Consider the following 18,885-nt stretch of genomic DNA (forward strand, 5'->3'; position numbering starts at 1 on the left):
TCAAAATTCCATGAACCTCGGCAGAACAGGCCATGTTGGCCGTCAAGTGTGGAGGTCCACGGGGAGGAAGTGGCGTCGCGAACCGGAGCCCACCCGAGCACCAGGGCGGGACCTGGCTGCTCTGGTCGCGAGCAGCCTCGGTCCGATGTGGTGGGGAGGCGCGGGTGGGTGGTCGGCCGGTTGACTGGTCGCGGCTCCACCTGGAGGGGGATCCGACGCCGGGTGATCCGGATGCGCTGGTGGGTGTCGCGGATTTCATGTGGAWGATGCGTCGGCAGGCGACCACCGTCCATGAGCAGTTGACGGGCGTCGTCGCCAGCACTGGCGACGGGGTGTTCGTCGGTAAGACGGCGGACTATCTGCGGGACACGGTGAACGGTGCGATTCGTAACTTCATCGCGGGTGTTCACAGTGCGTTTGACCAGGCGGAGCCGGCTGTTCGTGGCTATATAAGGGCGATGCGTGACGCGCAGGGCCGTGYGGATGCGGCGCATGCCCAGGCGGAGGGGCTCGCGCCGGATGATCCGGCCCTGGCGGGGTTGCAGACGGACGCGATCAACGCGCAGGCGGATCTGGGTAGGGCCGCGTCGGCGGCGGCGCAGACGATCCGGACCGCGGCGAGGGCGATCRTGTCGCCGAAGACGGGCTGCGAGCAGTTCTGGGACGCGTTCAACGAGGTCGCGATCGTGGTCACGTTGGTCGCGATCGTCGTCGGCGGCCCGCTCGGCCTGCTCGCGTTCGCGCTCAACGCGGTGCTCGCCGTCAAGGCCGTCGTCGACTACGCCACCGGCAAGACGGATGGTTGGGGATTGCTGTTCGGCCTGTTGATGGCGGTGGCACCGACGACGAGGCCGCTGATGGCGCTGAAGACGTGGAAGGCGCTGGGTGCGGGGGCGCTGGACCTGTTGAAGGGTGCGGGCAAGGTAGCCATCACTGCCTGGGACTTCTCCCGCGTGATGACGCTGTCCCTCGTGATGGGCAGGACATGGGACGTCGTCGCCGTACTCGGCAAGGCGGCCGACGCCTCCCGGGTGCTCGCGCTGCGCGGCTTCGTCACCCTCGTCCAGTTGCCGAAGGCGCTGATGGGACTGCGTCCGTTCGAGCGGCTGGCGGGCCTGCACCCGTGGCAGAGCCTGAAGTCGGGTTTCGCCAACCAGTTCCTCCAGGGAAAATGGTTGCGGATCTTCACGCCGCTGGAGGCCGACGAGATCGGTGTCTATGGCCTGCGGGGCGCGTTCAAGCTGTCGGTTCTGGGCCGCGGACTGCGCATACCGGAGTATTTGAACCCGGCCCACTACGTCGCCGACGGCATCGCGGGTGGGGCCCACGCCCTCGGCGGCCTCGGCGGCCACCCGCCGTCCGGCGTCTACTCGCCGTCCACTGGCCCGTTGCCGTTCGGTGGGCACCCGCTCTTCGGCGGGCATGGTCCGGTCGGCCTGTCGGGAGCCGGCGGGATGGATCATGCGCGGTTCGCGCCTGGCAGCCACGCGTTCGGTTCCACCAGCCCGTTTGGTTCCGCCGGCCTGTTCGGCTCCACGAGCCCGCTTGGCTCCGCCGGCCTGTTCGGCGGGCCCGGCCACACGCTCGGCTTCGAGCCGGGCCTGTCGGGGCTGCTCGAACCCGCCGGCGCGTCCGCCGGCTTCTCGACCAGCGCGTCCGGACTCCTCGTGCCGCACGTCGGCGCGGCGGGTGGGTTCATGGGCCTGGTGGATCACACCGGGGTCCCGATGCTCGCCGGTGCCGGCGGGTTCGCCGCGGCTGGAGCGCTGCCTGCCCACGCGGGCGCGCTGTCGGCGTTCGCGCCGGCGCACATGGCCCGGGCGACCGGGATGGTCGACCTGCTCGGGTCCACCCGGATGGCGGGGCACCTGGGCGAGAGCCTGGCGGGTTTCCGGCCGGTCGAGCAGCGGGCCATCCTGACGGGCGACGCACCCGTCACCGTGACCCGCGGCGGGGGTGACCGCATCGCGTTCACCTTCACCGACGCCGAACCGGCGACCGCCGGGGCGCACATCGCCGACGCGCACACCGTCGGCGCCGACCCACGGCTGTCGGCATCTGGCTCGACCCCTCACGCCGAGCAGCCCCTTCGGTCGTCCCCGGTCGACGCGGTCGACACGGCGGCGTCCCGGCCAGCGGCCGCTACCGGCACGGGCCCGCGAGGTTCCGCGGTGAGCCGGGAGATCACCATGGACGGCGCCGAGGTGCGGATCGGCCCGGCCAGCGCCCGCGATGTCCACGGCCTGCCCGGCGCGGAAGGCAGGGCTGTCCCCGCTGGCAGGCTGGACAGGGCTCATGGCGATCCAGCCGCGGCCCGGACGGCGTCCGCCCAGGCACCGGGTACGCCACAGGCCGGGCGTGAGCTCGCCGGGCGTGGGCTGGCCGAGCCGGCGGCACACGCGCCGGGTGGCTCGCTCGACGAGGCCGGGTCGGCCGGCGCGTCGCACCGGGTGGACTCGGCCAGCGCTGGTCAAGGCGAGGCCGGTCTCGACGCCGCCGTGCGCCGCCCGGAGACCGCCGGCGTCGCCGCCCGGCCCCGCGGCGCCGAGACGGGCGCCGCGTCGGGCGCGGGTGCGTCCGACCCCGCCCGCGTCCCCGTCCGCCCCGAGTTCCGGGCGCCGGAGGCCGCCGCGGCGCACCAGCGGGCCGCCGCGCAGGTCACCCAGGCACACACCGCCTTCGACACGGCGCTGGTCACCGGTGCGCACGACCCGGACGCGCTCCTCGACGCGCTGGTCGGCAGGCGCGCGGCCGAGGCGCACCTGGCCCAGGCCGAGTCCGACCTGGCGGCGCTCGGCCATGGCGCCGGCACGGGTACGGGCACGGGCGACGACGTGGCGCGCTCCCTTACAACCGGTGACCCGTCGCCGGCCCATGCGGCCGTGCACGCCGACCCGCCGCCGGCCCGAGCCGCCGCGCACTCCGGGGATGACGGCGCCGGTCTACGGCAGCAGCCGCTGCAACAGCAGCAGGCGGCCGTTGACGGGGCACCGCCGCCCGGCGGCGGCGAGTCGATCCCGCGCGGCCACGCCGACCTAGGCCTGCCGCCGGATGACTTCGCCATCGTGCGCGACCACGACGGGTACCGCGTCACCGACATCTCCGGCGGCCCGCACGACGGCGACTACCGGGTACACGGCCCGGACGGCGGCCTCGCCCGTGAACGGGTGAGCTGGCTCGACCGCCGGGGCAGGCCCGACGGCACCTGGTTCGACATCGACCACCAGGCCGGGCGCTGGACCCGCCTCGACGCGCACGGCGACCAGCTCGCCGGCGAGGGCGGCCGGGCGGCGTACGGCTCCCAGGGCTTCGTGGACCGCGGCCGCCAGGGCGAGCTCATCCTGCGAGGCGACGGGGACGCCGACCGGACGGTCTTCTACGTCCGCGCCTCGCTTCCCGACCGCTGGGAGGGGGAGGTGGCGCACAGCCGCTGGCTGGAGCTGTTCGGCGAGCGCGGAGGCCGTCTCGGCGACGTCAGCGGGCGGCAGCACTGGCTCGAGTGGGAACGAGCGGGGGACCTGCAGCGCATCGCTCCCGAGCGGCTCCCGGGCGCCGAGCGGCGGCTCGACGAGCTGCTGCGCACCGGCGATTTGCAACAGATCCGCGAGTCGATGCGCCCCGAGGATCTCGTGCGCCCCGGCGGGTTGGCGCGCCCCGGCGAGCTGTACTACGGCGAGCTGGGCGGCCGCCTGGTCGACCGCGGCATGCGCGTGGACGGCAACATCGACGGCATGTGGTCGGACGTCGACGGCCTCGGCCGGAAGGTCCGCACCTACGCGGAGACGCACGACGGCGGCATCGTCCGCGCGGACAGCGGCCTGCGCGACCACTGGTACACGCACAGGCACTGGTTCTGGACCCGCTACCAGGACGGCATCGAGGTCATGGACGGGCGGCGCTACTGGAGCCGCGGCGGCTGGGCCGACCGGCACGCCGACTCGGAGGCCTTCGCCCAGCGGTACTTCGGCTGGGCGAACCGGCCCAGGAACGCGTTCCACTATCTCGAGCGCGACCTGACCATCGACCATTCGGTCTACAGCCTGGCCCGCGACCACCGCGTCGGCGACGCCTACACCCAGTACTCGGCGCGGGGCTCGATGACCGAGCGCCTCGAGCACGTGGCCGGGGGCAACGAGCTGGAGATCCGGCACGCCGCCGACTGGCGTCCGCCCAGCCGCCACGGGACGACTCCGGAGCAGCTGGAGAGGCAGGCAGGGCGGTTCGTCGCCCGGGCCACCGGCGGGATCCGGCACGAGGCGGTGGACTTCCCGAGCGCGGCCTGGCTGCGCGGTGACGGCCGACTCCAGGTGTTCCGCTGGACGGAGCGACCCGCCGGCGGCGAGCCCCTCGCCAGCGGCGCCCGGGTCGTCGGGCCCGACGGGTCGTTCTCCGACTTCGCCGGTGGTCATCTCGTGCGCGGAACCTTCCGGCTGGACGACGGCCACGTCCTGGAGGTAGGCCGCGAAGTCGACGGCCGGTGGGCGTCGGTCCTCGACGGCCGGCCCGGCGACGGGGGACGCGCCCCGCTGCGCTGGCGTGAGCTCGACGGCCCGACGGAGGTGGCGACGGGCGAGCGGCACTTCGCCGCCGACGGCCGCCACTGGGTCGACACGGCGACCGAGCCCGGGCCCGGCGGCGGCGAACGCACGGTGGTCGTCCGCCACACCGCGAACGACAACGGCGACGTCGTCACCTATGCCCCCGGGGACCGGCCCCGGTATGAGCCGCCCGCCACCGGGACCCACCACACCGGGCCGCACCCCCAGGACGCCCACGCGGTCTCCGTCACCCGTGACCCGATGGGCCGGGTCGTCGCCCGCACCGACCACTGGGCGGTGGACGACGGGCTGTCGATGGTCAGGGGCCACGGCGAGCCTCGCGGGGGCGACTGGGTGTGGGAGGCCGACGGCGCGACCGGTCCGCGGGTCAGCGGACGCGGCGAGCGGTGGACGGGCAGCTGGGACGAGTCCTACCGCGACTACGTCGCCGGCGCCGACGGCGAGCTCCACCTGGTCCGCGACCTGCGCTCACTCGAGAACGGGTCCACGCTGCGGGCCTACCGCGACGCGGAGGGCACCTGGCGCTCCGGGCGGTTCGGCGCCGACGGAGTCGCGGAGCCCGGAGAGCTGGCCACCCGCCAGTGGAAGCGGCCCGGTGACGGCCATGCGCCCGGCGACCACTGGGCGCCGGACGCGCCGCCGGGCCGGGCGGCGGCCGACTGGCGCGACGTCGCGGCGACCGAGGACGGTCTGGTGGTCGTCCGCGAGTCCACCGACGGCCGGATCCTGGAGTACAGCTGGCTCGAGCGGGAGAAACTCGACGACCTGCTCGACCCAGGGGCCGAGCGTGTCGTGGAGCGCGGCCTGCCTCGGCCGGTGGACGCGCCGCCCGGGTGGGGCGAGTGGCGCGAGCACGACCTGGGCACGGTGCTGCGCGAGCGGCGGGAGACCGAGCCCGGGATCTTCCGGGAGACGGAGCACGGGCACGGCCAGTGGCGGGAGACCGACCCCGACGGGAGGCTGTTGCGCTACCGGTCGATGAGCGGGCGGATCTGGGACCGTGACCCGTTTGGGCGGTCGCGGATCGTCGGCCGCGAGCCCGGCCCGTCCGGCCCGTCCGGCCCGTCTGGCCCGTCTGGCCCCTCCGGGCCGTCCGGGCCGTCCGGCGGGTTCCCGGGCCGAGGCCCGTCCCCGCGGGGCATGAGCCGCGGCCAGCTGCTCGCGACGGACGGGCTCATAGGTGACTTCGTCCCAGCCTCGACGCGCGTCGAGCGGATGCAGGCGGCCCGTGACTGGGCACACGAGTTCTTCCCGCGCCTGGAGGCGCTGGGCGGCGACGCCGGCGCGGTGCAGCTCGACGCCCTTTTCGATCTGCGCGACGGCCTGTTCGACCTGCGCGACGCGCTGCTGCGCCGGCGTGCGGCGGCGCTGGGCCAGCCGCGGGCCCCGCACCTCGACCCGGCCGCGCGCCCCGAACCCCTCCGCCACCTCGCGCCGGAGCCCGCGACCCATGGCTCGGTGCCGGGGGAGGCGCATGGCCCCGCGCCGGCCGGCGGGCACGGTTCGGTGTCGGTACAGGAGCACAGCCGGCCCTCGCCCAGGGGTCATGGCTCGACGTCCACCCATGCTTCGGCGTCGGGCACGGGGCACCCGCCGATCTCGACGCCGGCGCACCCCTCGGCGCCAGGCGGGGCGCACGGCTCGGCGTCAGGCGGGGCGCACGGCTCGGGGGTGGCCGGCGCCGGCCAGGCACCCCGTGGCCCTCAGCGCGAGTTCGGCGACGGGCACATCCGTGAGCACCCGGACCCGGGCGGCGGCGCGCCGACGCCCCGTTACCACGACGGCAACGGCCGGCCGATCGGCGGCGTCGACGTCACGCGGGCCGGTGACCGGTACCGCGTGATCGACACGACCGACGGCCCTCACCGCGGCGACGTCCGGGTCTACGACCGTGGCGGCAAGCCGCTGTCCGAGCGGGTGAGCTGGCTCGACCGCCGCGGCCGCCCGGACGGCACCCGGTTCGAGATCGACCACGCCGCCGGGACCTGGCGTCGGGTCGACCGGCACGGCGTTCAACTGTCCGGGCCGAGCGGCAAGGTCGCCTACGGCGCGCAGGGTGTGATCGCGCGCGGCCGGGCCGGGGAGCTCGTCCTCGCCGGAGCGGATGGGACGACGTTCTACATCCGTGCGACGCTGCCCGCCGAGGGGCGGCTCGGTGACCGGTACCTCGAGCTGTTCGCCGAACGCGGCGGCCACGTCGGCGACGTGGCCGGACGGCTGCACTGGCTTCAGTGGGACCGGCTCGGTGACGGCCTGCTCGGCGACCTGGCCGGCCGGGGCCTGCGCCGGTTCGACGAGATCGACGGCATGTGGTGGGACCTCGGCGCGTTCGGCCGCAAAGAGCGCGAATACCTGCACATGTCCGACGGCGGCATCGTGCGCGCCGACCGGCACCCTGACGGGGGCTGGCGCTGGCGCCGCTACGACAGCACCGGCAACGAGGTGCTCGCGGGACGGCGGGTCCGGCACTGGCACGGGCGACTGGGCGACTGGGTCGACTACACGGACGGGACCGACCAGGTCGCGCAGCGGTACCGCTACTTCATGCACCGGACCCGCGACGCCTTCCACTACGTCGAGCATCACCTGGACGACTCCGGCCAGCTGCGCGACACGTTCACCCAGTTCTCCCCGCAGAGCAAGGAGACCGCCTCCCTCGAACGGCTGGCGGGCGGCAACGGCCTTCATCTCACCCGCTTCACCGAGCAGCGCCCGCCGCACCAGCTGTGGAAGACGCCGGAGAGCCTCGGCGGGCCGGGCGGCAGGACCGTCTCGCGGCTCGCCCGGTTCGGCCACTACGGCACGGTCGACTTCCCGAACACCGGCTTCCTGCGTGGGGACAGCCGTTTCCAGGTGTATCGCTGGACGGAGCGGCTGCCGGACGGCGAACACCTCGTCGTCGACGAGCGCGCCGCCACCGGCGTGCGCACCGTCCGGCCGGACGGGTCGTTCTCGGACTACACCGTCGACGGCTACCTGGTCCGCGGCACCCTCAAGCTGGACAACGGCCACACGGTGGAGATCGGCCGCCGTGCCGACGGCACCTGGGAGTCCGTCTCCGGCGGCGTCCCCGGCGAGGGCGGCCGCACGCTGAGCTGGCGCCAGCTCGACGGGAAGYGGAACGTCGTGGCGACCGGCGAGCGGCACTTCGCCGAGAAGGGCCATCACTGGGTCGACACGATGACCGAGCGCGCCCCGGGCGGCGACCGCACGGTCGTCGTCCGCCACACCGTTGCCGACAACGGTGACGTCGTCACCTACGCCCCCGGCGGCCGGCCCGTCCACGATCCGTCGCGTCTCGTGGACGGGCGGCCCCTCCCGCGCGACCCCGACGCGGTCTCGGTCACCCACGACACGATGGGCCAGGTCGTGGCCCGGTCCGACGCCTGGCCGAGCGGCGGCGGCCAGGCCGTCGTCGCCGGGCACGGCGACCCGCGCAAGGCCGACTGGGCCTGGGAGCACGCCGACGGGACGGCGGGGCTACGGGTGAGTGGCCGGGCCGAGCGCTGGACCGGCGCGTGGGACGACTCCTACCGCGACTTCGTCCGTGGTACCGACGGCGAGCTTCACCTGGTGCGCGACCTGCGCTCGCTCGAGGCGGGCACGACGCTGCGGGCGCAGCGCGACGCCGCCGGCGGCTGGCACTCGGCGCGCTACGACGCCGACGGGGTCGAGGACGTCACCTCCGTCGGCACCCGTGAGTTCCGCGCGCGGGGCGCCTCCTCGGACCCGTCCGGCCGCTGGGTCACCGAGGCGCCGGCGGGCCGCGCCGCGGCGGACTGGCGCGACGTCGACGCGAACGGCCACGTGCTGCGGGAGTCGGCCGGGGGCCGCGTCCGCGAGTACCGCACGCCCCGACCGCCCGACCTGCCGTCCGGCTGGGGCCAGTGGCGCGAGTTCGACCTCGGCGGGGTGTTCCGCCAGCGGCTCGAGGTCGCGAACCGGCCGGGGATCTTCCGGGAGACCGAGAACTTCCACCAGCAGTGGCGGGAGACCGACGTCGACGGGAAGCTGCTGCGTCACCGCACGCTGAGCGGGCGGATCTACGAGCGTGACGCCCTCGGCCGGCGCACGATCACCGGCGGCGAGCGGACGGAGATCGTCGGCCGCGAGATCGACTTCCGCGGCGCGACCAACGAGTTCCGCGGCGTAAACCGCTACCTGCGGGAGGCCAACCGCCGCCAGTTCCTCGCGACGGACGGGCTCGCCGGCGAGTTCATCTCGGTCCCGCGGCGGGTCTGGACGAAGCTGTCGCTCGACTGGGCGCAGGAGTTCACCATCGACCTCGCGGCCCGCACCCTCTCCCAGGAGATCTACTTCCAGGCCACCGAGCACCGGAACCTGACCATGGAGGAGTTCCTGCGCGGCGGCGTGCTGGGCGCGTTCATCAACAGCGTGCTCAAGGGCGGGGTGTCAGCGCTGCACGAGCCCGGCCCGCTCAAGGGATACCGCGATGGCCTCGCCAACGTCGACGGCGGCAAGCACTACACCCGCAACCCGTACAACCAGGACAAGAACTGGTCGAACGAGTGGGCGGGCAACGAGAACCCGCCACGCTGGCGCACCATCACCTACGACTACACGACGTCCACACTGCTCGCGAGCCCGGCCATCTCGTTCCTGGCCAACACCGGCGTCGCGTTGGTGACGTCGGACGGCGACTTCGGTCAGTCCCTGCGGGAGGGCGGGGCCTACGCCCTGAGCTCGCTCGCGGTCGGCGGCTCGATCGGCTTCGTGCGGACCGGCACCCACGCGTACTTCTCCGGCCGGTTCTTCCACCGCGGTGGCCTGGCCGACATCGGCTTCATCTGGGGGGAGCGCACCGTCGAGCGCCTCGCCGGCCGGTACCTCTACGACCAGTACTTCGCCCCACCCGCCCCGCCCGCCCCGCCCGCGCCGGCGCCCGCGCCGGCGCCGGCGCCCGCGCCGACCCCGACCCCGACCCCGACGTCGAGCCCAGCCGCGACGCCCACGGTGAGCCCAGCCCCGCCGTCGTCCTCGACGCCCTTGCCGACCCCCACGTCCAGCGCCACCCCTGGGTTCGGCGCCTCCTCGACAGCACCGTCCTCGCCCGGCGCGACCCCGACGTCGAGCCCCACGTCGGCGCCCCCCGGCCGGCCGCGGCCGGTGATCCGGCCCATCGTGGCCGACTCCGGGGACGGGGACCCGCACGTGGAGGCCGCGCTCGCACTACTGGGATGACCAGGGCGGTACGCACCCTGCTCGCCTGAGCGCCGGTCTGCTCTGGCACGGCCGGGATGTGGCGTCGGCCCGCGCGTCCTGTCACTCGTCCGACGCGCTCACGTCACCAAAGTGAAACCCGGGCACCAAGGTGAACCCAAGCTGGCCGGCGAATGAACCTTGGTCTGCTTCGCCACGTTGACCCCAGCGGAACGTCCGGCGACCTCGCGATGAACGCGAGTGGACCGGGCGGCGGTGCGGTGGGGAGGCGTGGGTGGGTGGTCGGCCGACCAACTGGTCGCGGCTCCACTTGGAGGGGGATCCGACGCCGGGTGATCCGGATGCGCTGGTGGGTGTCGCGGATTTCATGGGGAAGATGCGTTGGCAGGCGTCGAGGGTTCATGACGAGTTGACCGGGGTGGTCCGCAGTACCGGCGACGGGGCGTTCGTCGGCAAGACCGCGGACTATCTGCGGGACACGGTGAACGGCGCGATCCGCAATTTTATTGCTGGTGTTCACAGTGCGTTCGACCAGGCAGAGCCGGCTGTTCGCGGCTATATCCGGGCGATGCGTGACGCGCAGGGCCGTGCGGATGCGGCGCATGCGCAGGCGGAGGGGCTGGCGCCGGATGATCCGGCGCTGGCGGGGTTGCGTACGGACGCCATCAACGCGCAGGCGGATCTGGGTAAGGCCGCGTCCGTGGCGACGAGCGCGATCCGCGAGGCGGCGAGGGCGATTGTTTCGCCGAAGACGGGGTGTCAGCAGTTCTGGGACGCGTTCAACGAGGTCGCGATCGTGATCACGTTGGTCGCGCTCGTCGTCGGCGGCCCGCTTGGGTTGTTGGCCTTCGCGCTGAACGTGGTGCTCGCGGCGAAGGCGGTCGTCGACTACGCCAACGGTGACACGAATGGCTGGGGGTTGTTGTTCGGCCTGTTGATGGCGGTGGCGCCGACGACGAAGCCGTTGATGGCGCTGAAGACCTGGAAGGCCCTCGGTTCGGGGGCGCTGGACCTGCTGAAGGGCGCGGKGAAGGTCGCGATCAGTGCGTGGGACTTCTCCCGGGCGCTGACGCTGCCGTTCCTGGTCGCCAAGTCGTACGACGTCGTCGCGATCCTCGGGAAGGCCGCCGACGCCGCCCGCGTGCTCGCCCTGCGCGGCTTCGTCACCCTCGTCGAGCTGCCGAAGACGCTCGGAGCGCTGCACCCCTGGCAGGCGCTGACCGCGCTGCACCCCTGGCAGGGCCTGAAGGCCGGCGCCGCCAGACAGCTCGCCCAGCTCAAGGCGCTGCACCCCTGGCAGAGCACGAAAGCCGGCTTCGCCAACCAGTTCCACGACCTGAAGTGGCTACGGATCTTCACACCCCTCGAAGCCAACGAGATCGGGGCTCTCGGGGTCTGGGGCGCTCACGACCTCGCCATCCTGGGCCGCGGCTTCCAGATCCCGAAGTACCTGGGCCTGGCCGACTATCTCCCCGGCGCCGCCGCGGCCGCCACCCACACCGGCGCGCACCTCGGCGACGCGCTGCTCGGCATCCACTCCCCGGCCGGCCCGTACCCGGGCGCGGGGATGGAGCACGCGCTTTCGGCGGCCGGCGGGCACGCGACGGGATCCGGGCTCGGATTCGGATCTGGCCACAACCCGCTCCTCGGCTCGGGCGCGGCGACGCTGCTCGAACCGGCCGGAGCGTCCGCATCGCTCGCCACGGGTGCGTCCGGTCTGATCCTCCCGCACGGCGCCGCGGCCGCGGCGGGCCAGCTCGCGAGCCCGATGAGCCATGCCGGCGCGCGGGCGTTCGCCGACACCGGCGCGCTCGCGGCCACGGCGCACCTGGCACCCACGCACGCGGTGGACCTGCTCGGGCAGGCGCACGCCGCGAGGCGCCTCGGGGAGGCGCTCGCGGATTTCAGACCGGTGGAGCACAAGCTCATCACCAACGCGGAACACGTCACCGCCCTGCGCACCGGCGGCGACACCTTCGCGATCGACTTCTCCCGCGTCGAGACCGCCGCGCCCGTCACCCGGGCCACCGGCGCCGACACGGCCGTGTCGGCGCCCGGCGCGCGGGCAGCGCTCGATGCACCCCGCACGGCCCCGCTCGACGCGGCGCCCAGACTGCCGGCCGAGGCTCGCCCCGGCTCGTCAGCGCCGGCCGCCGCGACGGGCCGGGACCTGGTGTTCGACGGCGCGGAGGTACGGATCGGCTCCGGCGCCACCCACGATCTGGGGGGCCTGCCCGACGACGCCAGYCGAACGGCCACCACGCCAGATCGAGCTCGTGAGGTTCTCGGCGCGGGCAACGAGACGCCGGCCGGAGCGCGGGGCACGCCGTCGCCGGCCGACGGGGCGCTCGCCGAGCCGGCTCCGCACACGCCGGACACCTCCGAACTGCTCGCCGAGACGGGGCCGGCCGGCACCCGGCACCTGGTTGACTCCGCCAGCGCCGGCCACGGTGGGGCCGGTCTGGACGAGGCCGCGCGCCGCCCGGAGTCCGCCGGCGTCGCCGCCCAGCGCCACGGCGCTCGGCCAGCCGCCACGGCGTCGACCGACGGCGTCGGCGTACCGGTCCGGCCCGAGTTCCGGCCGCCGGCCGGGGCCGGCACGCCGGAGCGGTCGCTGGTGGGCGCGGGCACGTCGGCTTCCGACGGTCGGGCGGGTTGGCATCAGCAGCCGCATCAGCAGCACTGGGCGCGGGAGGACACGGGGGCCGGCGGGCGGGGTGAGCCGCTGGACGCGGCGACGGCTCACCAGCGCGCCACCGAGGAGGTGTCACAGGCGCACGCCGCCTTCGACTCCGCGTTGCTCGCCGGGGCGCACGACCCGGACGCGATGATCACGGCGCTGGTCGACCGGCACGCGGCCGAGGCACGCCTGGCTCACGCCCGAGCCGAGCTGACGACGCCGAGCCCCACCATGGGTGACGAAACGGCACGGGCCCTGACCACCGCGGACGGGCCGCCCGCGCGCGCCGCCGAGGACGCGCCGGCCGCGCGCACCGACCCGCMCCCGGGAACGACGCAGGGCCCGGCTGGGTCACCCGGCGGCGTCGAGCACACCGCCGTCACGCCACCACCGGCGGGCGAACGGCCCCAGGCGGGCTCGGGTGGCGGCGGAGAGAAGCCGCCCGGCCAGCCACCGCGTCCGGTGCCCTCCTCGGCGCCGGATCCCTTCGACGGTGTGCCCGGTGGTGGCGGTTCGGCCCAGCCACGCCGGCTGGCGGCATCAGTCGGCAGTGACCCGGCGTTCGACGTGTTCCTGCACGCCGATGGCACCGCCCGGGTCGCCGGCCACCCCCGCCCCTGGGCGGTCACGCACGACGCCGACGGATCGGTGACTCTCACCGTGGGCCGCAACCGGATGAAGCTCGACGCGGACGGCAGGATCCTGCACGCGAACCTGCGTCACACCCTCGAGAACGGGGACGCCCTCGGCCGCACCCGGATCAGGGCCGACGGGACGACCACCTGGTTCGAGGCGAACGGCAAGGCCGTCAGCAGCGATCTGCGCTTCACCCCCCACGGCGACGGCGGGTTCCACCTTCACCGGCCCGACGGCACGCATCTGTCCTTCGACGCCGGCGGGACGCTCACCGACGCCCGGATCACCCATGCCGCCGCGGACGGGACGCCGCTTGGGCATGTCGAGGTCGCGGCCGACGGTTCCGCGGTCTGGCACCACGCCGACGGCCAGGTCACCGGCGACCTGCGGCTCACCACCGGCCCGCGCGGTGGCTACCAGCTCGTCTCCGCCGACGGCAGCCACGCGCCGATCGCCCTGACCACCTTCAGCCACAGCCTGCCCGTCCCGCGCATGAGCCCGCAGGGGCACTGGACCAACGGCGCCTACACCGTCAGCCCGGCGAAGATGGCGCCGCACCTCGCCAACGCCCCGGGCCCGGAGCTCAAGAGCCTCTTCCTGCGCCACGTCGACGCCGAGAAGGTCACGCTCGACGCCGCGGCCTACGCGGACGCCGCAGGCCTGTGGGTCCGTAACAAGGCCCGGGTCCTCATCGAGGGCGGACCCGTTGGCGTCCGCGGCAACACCGGCGAGCTCACCCACTGGGTCCAGGTCACCCGTCACGGGCGGATGGTCCACGCCTGGCCCTCCAGGCCGCCGCGCGCGCTCGCGGCCTCGCCGGTGGCCTGGGGTGGCACGGAAGCGCGGTTCCTGGCGGATGGGCGTCACCTGACGGTCACCGCCACAGCCGACGGCAGGCTCGGGCGGATCATCGATCCGGGAGCCCGTGACGTCTATCGGGGTGCGTTCGAGGAGATCGAGGGCGATGGCGTCCGCGTCACGGCGCTGACCACGGACGATCTCGCCGCCGTGACCGGTTTCGAGGACGTCGTGCTGTTGGACGGGTCGGGCGCCCGCATCGCGGACTTCCGGGAGTTCGATGGCGCTGGCCGGCTCACCGGCAGCGGGAAGTTCCTCCAGGACCCTGGCCACCACCTCTACGCCCACCTCACCGTCGACCATGCCGCCGGCACGGCGACCCTCCGCCACGCGGACGGCACCCTCGAGGAGGGCCTGGCCCACACCGCCGCCGAACGCGGCGGCACGATCACCCGCGCGGACGGCACCGAATACCGGTACGCCGCGGACGGCACGGTGGCTCACCCGCCGCCCGCGTCCACCAGCCCCAGCCACCCCGCGCCGACCGGCCCCGGCCACCCCGCGTCCGCCAGTGCCAGCCATCCCGCACCGGCCAGTGCCAGTCACCCCGCGCCCACGAGCCCCAGCCACCCCACGACCGGGGCGCACCCCGCCGCCCCCGCGCAACCCCCGGGCGGTGGCGCTGGCTGGCACCATCAGCCCCAGCAGCAGCACCTGGCGTCCGCCGGCGGCACGCCGCATACCGGCCACGGGCCTGGCGGCGCCGGGGGCGGCGCCCACACCGCCCCGCCAGGCTGGCATGCCCAGGCCCAGCCGGGCGGCGGCCGAGAGCTCACCAACGGCGACATGAGGATCGTCCTGCGCGCCGACGGCCAGCCGGCGAGGCTGGACAACATCCGGCTGGGACCGGCCCACGGGCAGGACAACGGCCTGATGATCCGCGCGGCGCGCAACGCGACGACGGGTGACCTCGACGTCGAGGTGCTCGCGCGCCTGCGGGGCGGGACCGGGCCCGCGAGGTTCGTCCAGGTCCGCGGGGCCGAGGCGGCATGGGACGGCACCCACGTCCGGGTCACGACCACCGCGGGCCGCCACGGGGGCGACTTCCGGCTGTACGACCTGGACGGGACGCTGAGCCGCGAGCGCGTGTCGGCGTTCGCCCGCGGCGGTGACCGGTCCGGGGCGACGTTCGAGATCGACCACGCCGGGCGGACCTGGGAACGGCGCGAACCGATCCCGGGAGACGCCAGTGGCGCGACCCGGATACCCGACTACGGCGGCAGGGGCGAGGTCGTGACCGGCCGGGCCGGCGAGCTGCGGCTGGTCGACCCGCTGGCGCGGCACAGGACGGCCGTCTACGTCCGCGAGCGGCTCTCGAACGGCAACCTGCTGGAGGTCTTCGGCAGAGCCAGGGGCCGCCACCACTGGATCGAGTGGCGGGACTCCGGGCGGAGCCTCGACCACTTCGAGGCCAGGCGCGGCTACCGCACGTACGACGAGATCCCGGACGGCATGTGGTGGGACCATGAGGCGGGCCTGCTCGGGCCGACCGGGCCGCGGGTGCGCGAGTACCTGAACCTGCCCGACGGCGGCCTGGTGCGCGCCGAGCAGGAGGTGTCCGGCCGGTGGGGCTGGCACCGCTTCGGCACCGACCACAGCCTCGTGGCGGAAGGTGAGCGGGTCCGGTACGGCCGTGGCTGGGTGGACCGGGCTACGACGGGCGAGGTCGCGCAGCGGTACTACCCTGCCGTGTTCGGGAAAGGCCATTTCCCCTTCGTCGGCCTGCACCGCCCACGCGACGCGTTCGACTACCTGGTCCACGAGCTGGACACCGCCGGCCGGCCGACCGAACGCTTCGCGCAGTTCTCCCCGCAGAGCGAGCTGACCCGCGCCAGCGAGGCGATGAGCGGCGGCCACGCGCTGGACCTGCAGCGGTACGCCGAGTTGCGCCCGCCGCGACAGGTCTGGACGGCCAGGCAGGACCTTGGCGCGGTCGGCCCGTCGGGCGAACCTGGCTGGTGGCGGGTTCGTCGGGATATCGGCGACGTCGACTTCCCCAGGCCGAGCGACCTCCGGCTCCGCCGGGGCGCCCCCGGCGATCCAGCGCCCGGCTGGGACATCGGTGACAGCCGCTTCCGGGCGTTCCGCTGGATCGAGCGCGACGCCCAGGGCAACCAGGTCGCCAGCGGAGTGCGGACGGTGCGGGACCGGACGAACGGCACCTTCTCCGACTTCACCCACGACGGCCACTTCGCGCGCGGGACCTGGAGGCTGGAGAACGGCAACGTCCTGGAGATCGGCCGCGCAGACGCGGGGGTGGTCGGCCAGGCCGGTGGCACGCGCTGGATGGCGCACCCCGACCCCGGCGTCTACGCCGGCCCGCGCGACCTGCACTGGCAGGAGCTGGGCGGCACGGCGCCCGGCGACACGGTGGTGGCGGCTGGGGTGCGCCATTTCGCGAGCGACGGGCCGCACTGGGTCGACACCGTCACCGAGAACGGCGCGCAGGTCGTCGTCCGCCAGACCGCGGGCGACGCGGGCGACGTCGTCACCTACCTGCCCGGGCACCGGCCGGTGTACGACCGAGGACTCGCCGAGGGCGCGTCGCACACCGCGGTCAACCTCGACAGCCCAGGCACCGTCTCGGTCACCCGGGACACGAACGGCGAGCTGGTCGGCCGGACCGACGCATGGCGGGTCCAGGACGCCGGCGGCAACCCGATCACGGTGACGGTCACCGGCCACGGCCACCCGAGCCGGGGGCACTGGGCCTGGAAGATCGACCAGGACGGCATCCAGCTGAGGGTCCGGGCGGGCGGGCAGGATGTCACCGTCGACGCGAAGGACTTCGCCGGGACGCGGATCAGCGCGCGCAACAGGCGCCCGACCGGCCCCTTCAACCTGCGGTACGCCGACCATTTCGACGAGTCCTTCCGGGACTACCTCAAGGTGACCGTCAGGAACGGCGGCAAGGACGAGGACCTCTGGGTCCTTGTCAGGGACAGCCGGGCGCTCGACCAGGGCACGACCCTGCGAACCTTCCACGACGGCACCGGCTGGCGCTCCCAGGTCTTCGACGGCAACGGCGCCCCGGTGCGCGACACCGGGGCGACACGGCTGTGGCGGCACGGGACCGACGCCGGTGGGAAGCCCATCTGGGAGGCCGAGCCGGTCGCGGGGACGGGCCGAATCCCGGCGCGCGCCCCCGTCTGGCACGACCTGAGCGCCGACGGCCAGCGGGTGCTGCGCGAGTCGAACGCGGGCAGGGTCCTCGAGTACACACCGGCCGGTGGGCACCCGGCCGCGGGTGGGCCAGCTGGCCATCCAGCCTCCGCGAGCCATCCAGCCCCCGTGAGCCATCCAGCCCCCGCGGGCCAGTCAGCCTCGGCGGCCACGCCGCCCCCGGTGGGCCGGCCGGTCGGCCAGAAGACGGGCTTCGGCACCTGGCGGGAGTTCGACCAGGGCCAGGTCATCCGGTCGCGGGTCGAGCTCGAGCCCGGCCGCTTCCGCGAGACGGAGACCTTCCACGGGCAGTGGCGGGAGACCGACGCGCAGGGCGGGCTGCTGCGGATCCGTACGCTGTCCGGCCGGGTCTGGGAACGTGACCCGCTGGGGCGCATACGCATGGTCGCCACCCCGCACGGCCGCTGGGACCTGGCCGGCCGCGAGATGGACTACCGCGGCGCGCTCAACGAGATCCGTGGCTGGAACCGGGTCAACCGGTACCTCAACATGCGGCAGTACCGGGCCGGGGACGGGCTGGTCGGCGAGTTCATCCCGCGGAGCCTGCTGGTCGCGCGCCGGGCGCTCCTGGACTACACGCAGGACGTCCTCCTGGACTTCCCGGCCCGGTTCGCCAGCCAGCTGATATTCAACGGGATGAGCGGCGAGCACAAGGACGACCCGTTCAGCTGGAAGTGGGTCGAGAAGACCGTGCTGAACTCACTGGTCGGCGGGGCGTTCCGGACCGGCGTGACGACGCTGCACCAGGTCGGCGGCGTCGGCCGGTGGCGCCTGGGCTTCGGCAACGTCGACAACGGCTTCCCCTACAACCGGCACATCCCCAGGGACGACTGGGAGACGGAGTTCGCCGGCAACGAGTACGCGCCGCGGTGGCGCGGCCTCGCCTATGACACCGGCGCCTACGGGGCCGTCTTCAACCCGCTTCTCTCGGCGGCGAGCAGCTGGACGGTGGGGGCCGCGTTCGGCGACGAGTGGCAGTGGGCCAGCCCTTGGGAGAGCGCCGTCAGCACATTCAGCACTGGCCTGCCGATCGGCTTCCTGCGCAACCTGGGCCACGGCTACGCCTCGGGGCGGTTCTTCCACGTCGGCGGCCTGGCCGAGGTCGGCTGGATCGCCGGGGAGCGGGTCGCCGACCGCACGCTGAGCCTGTTCCTCAAGCGCTGGTTCCTGGAGGACTCGAGCGGCCAGCAGCCAACCCAGCAGCCTTCCTCTGTGCCGTCGCCTTCCCCGTCGGTGTCCCCGTCACAGTCCGTGCCGCCAACGCCTCCCGGAACCTCGTCGCCGACCAGCCCGCCCGCGCCGGCGCCGACCGGGACGCCATCCACGGCTCCACCTCCCGGGAACACACAGCCACCCCCGGCACCCGGACCCACCTCGATCCCACCGCATCCGGTGCCGACGTCGACCTCGGTCCCAGCTCCGACGCTGGTTCCGACCTCAACGCTGATCCCGACCCTGACTCCGACCACGACGCTCAGCCCGACCGCGACCGCGACCGCGGGCCCGACGCCGACGCCGACGCCGACGTCCACCCAGAGCCCGACGGCGGCCCCGACTCCCACCCCCACGGCCACGCCATCACCGACGGAGCCCCCGAGCCCGACTCCGACCGCGACACCGGCGCCGGTCCCGAGCGGCGCGTCGGCGCCCGACGAGGCGCGGCTGGCGTCCTGGACGGCCGCGCCCGACGCCGAGAATCCGTACCTGGAGGCCGCGCTGGCCCTTCTCGGGTGACTCGCGCGGTGGACGCCGAACCGCGGCGCGGCGCCCCCCGGCGCCTGCCCGCGC

Annotated in this window: 2 protein-coding genes; both read left to right on the top strand. The window is 74.4% G+C overall.

Annotated elements, in window-relative coordinates:
* Nucleotides 1-239 precede the first annotated feature (239 nt).
* Nucleotides 240-9,761: a hypothetical protein gene (locus tag BCD49_RS34200; protein WP_071042335.1), complete on the top strand. Its 9,522-nt coding sequence runs from the start codon at nucleotides 240-242 to the stop codon at nucleotides 9,759-9,761.
* A 328-nt stretch (nucleotides 9,762-10,089) separates the two neighbouring features.
* Nucleotides 10,090-18,831 carry a hypothetical protein gene (locus BCD49_RS34205; protein WP_131803623.1) on the top strand — a complete coding sequence of 2,914 codons (8,742 nt, stop codon included), beginning with the start codon at nucleotides 10,090-10,092 and terminating at the stop codon, nucleotides 18,829-18,831.
* Nucleotides 18,832-18,885 lie beyond the last annotated feature (54 nt).

The sequence above is a fragment of the Pseudofrankia sp. EUN1h genome, assembly GCF_001854645.1.
GTDB classification, from domain to species: domain Bacteria; phylum Actinomycetota; class Actinomycetes; order Frankiales; family Frankiaceae; genus Pseudofrankia; species Pseudofrankia saprophytica.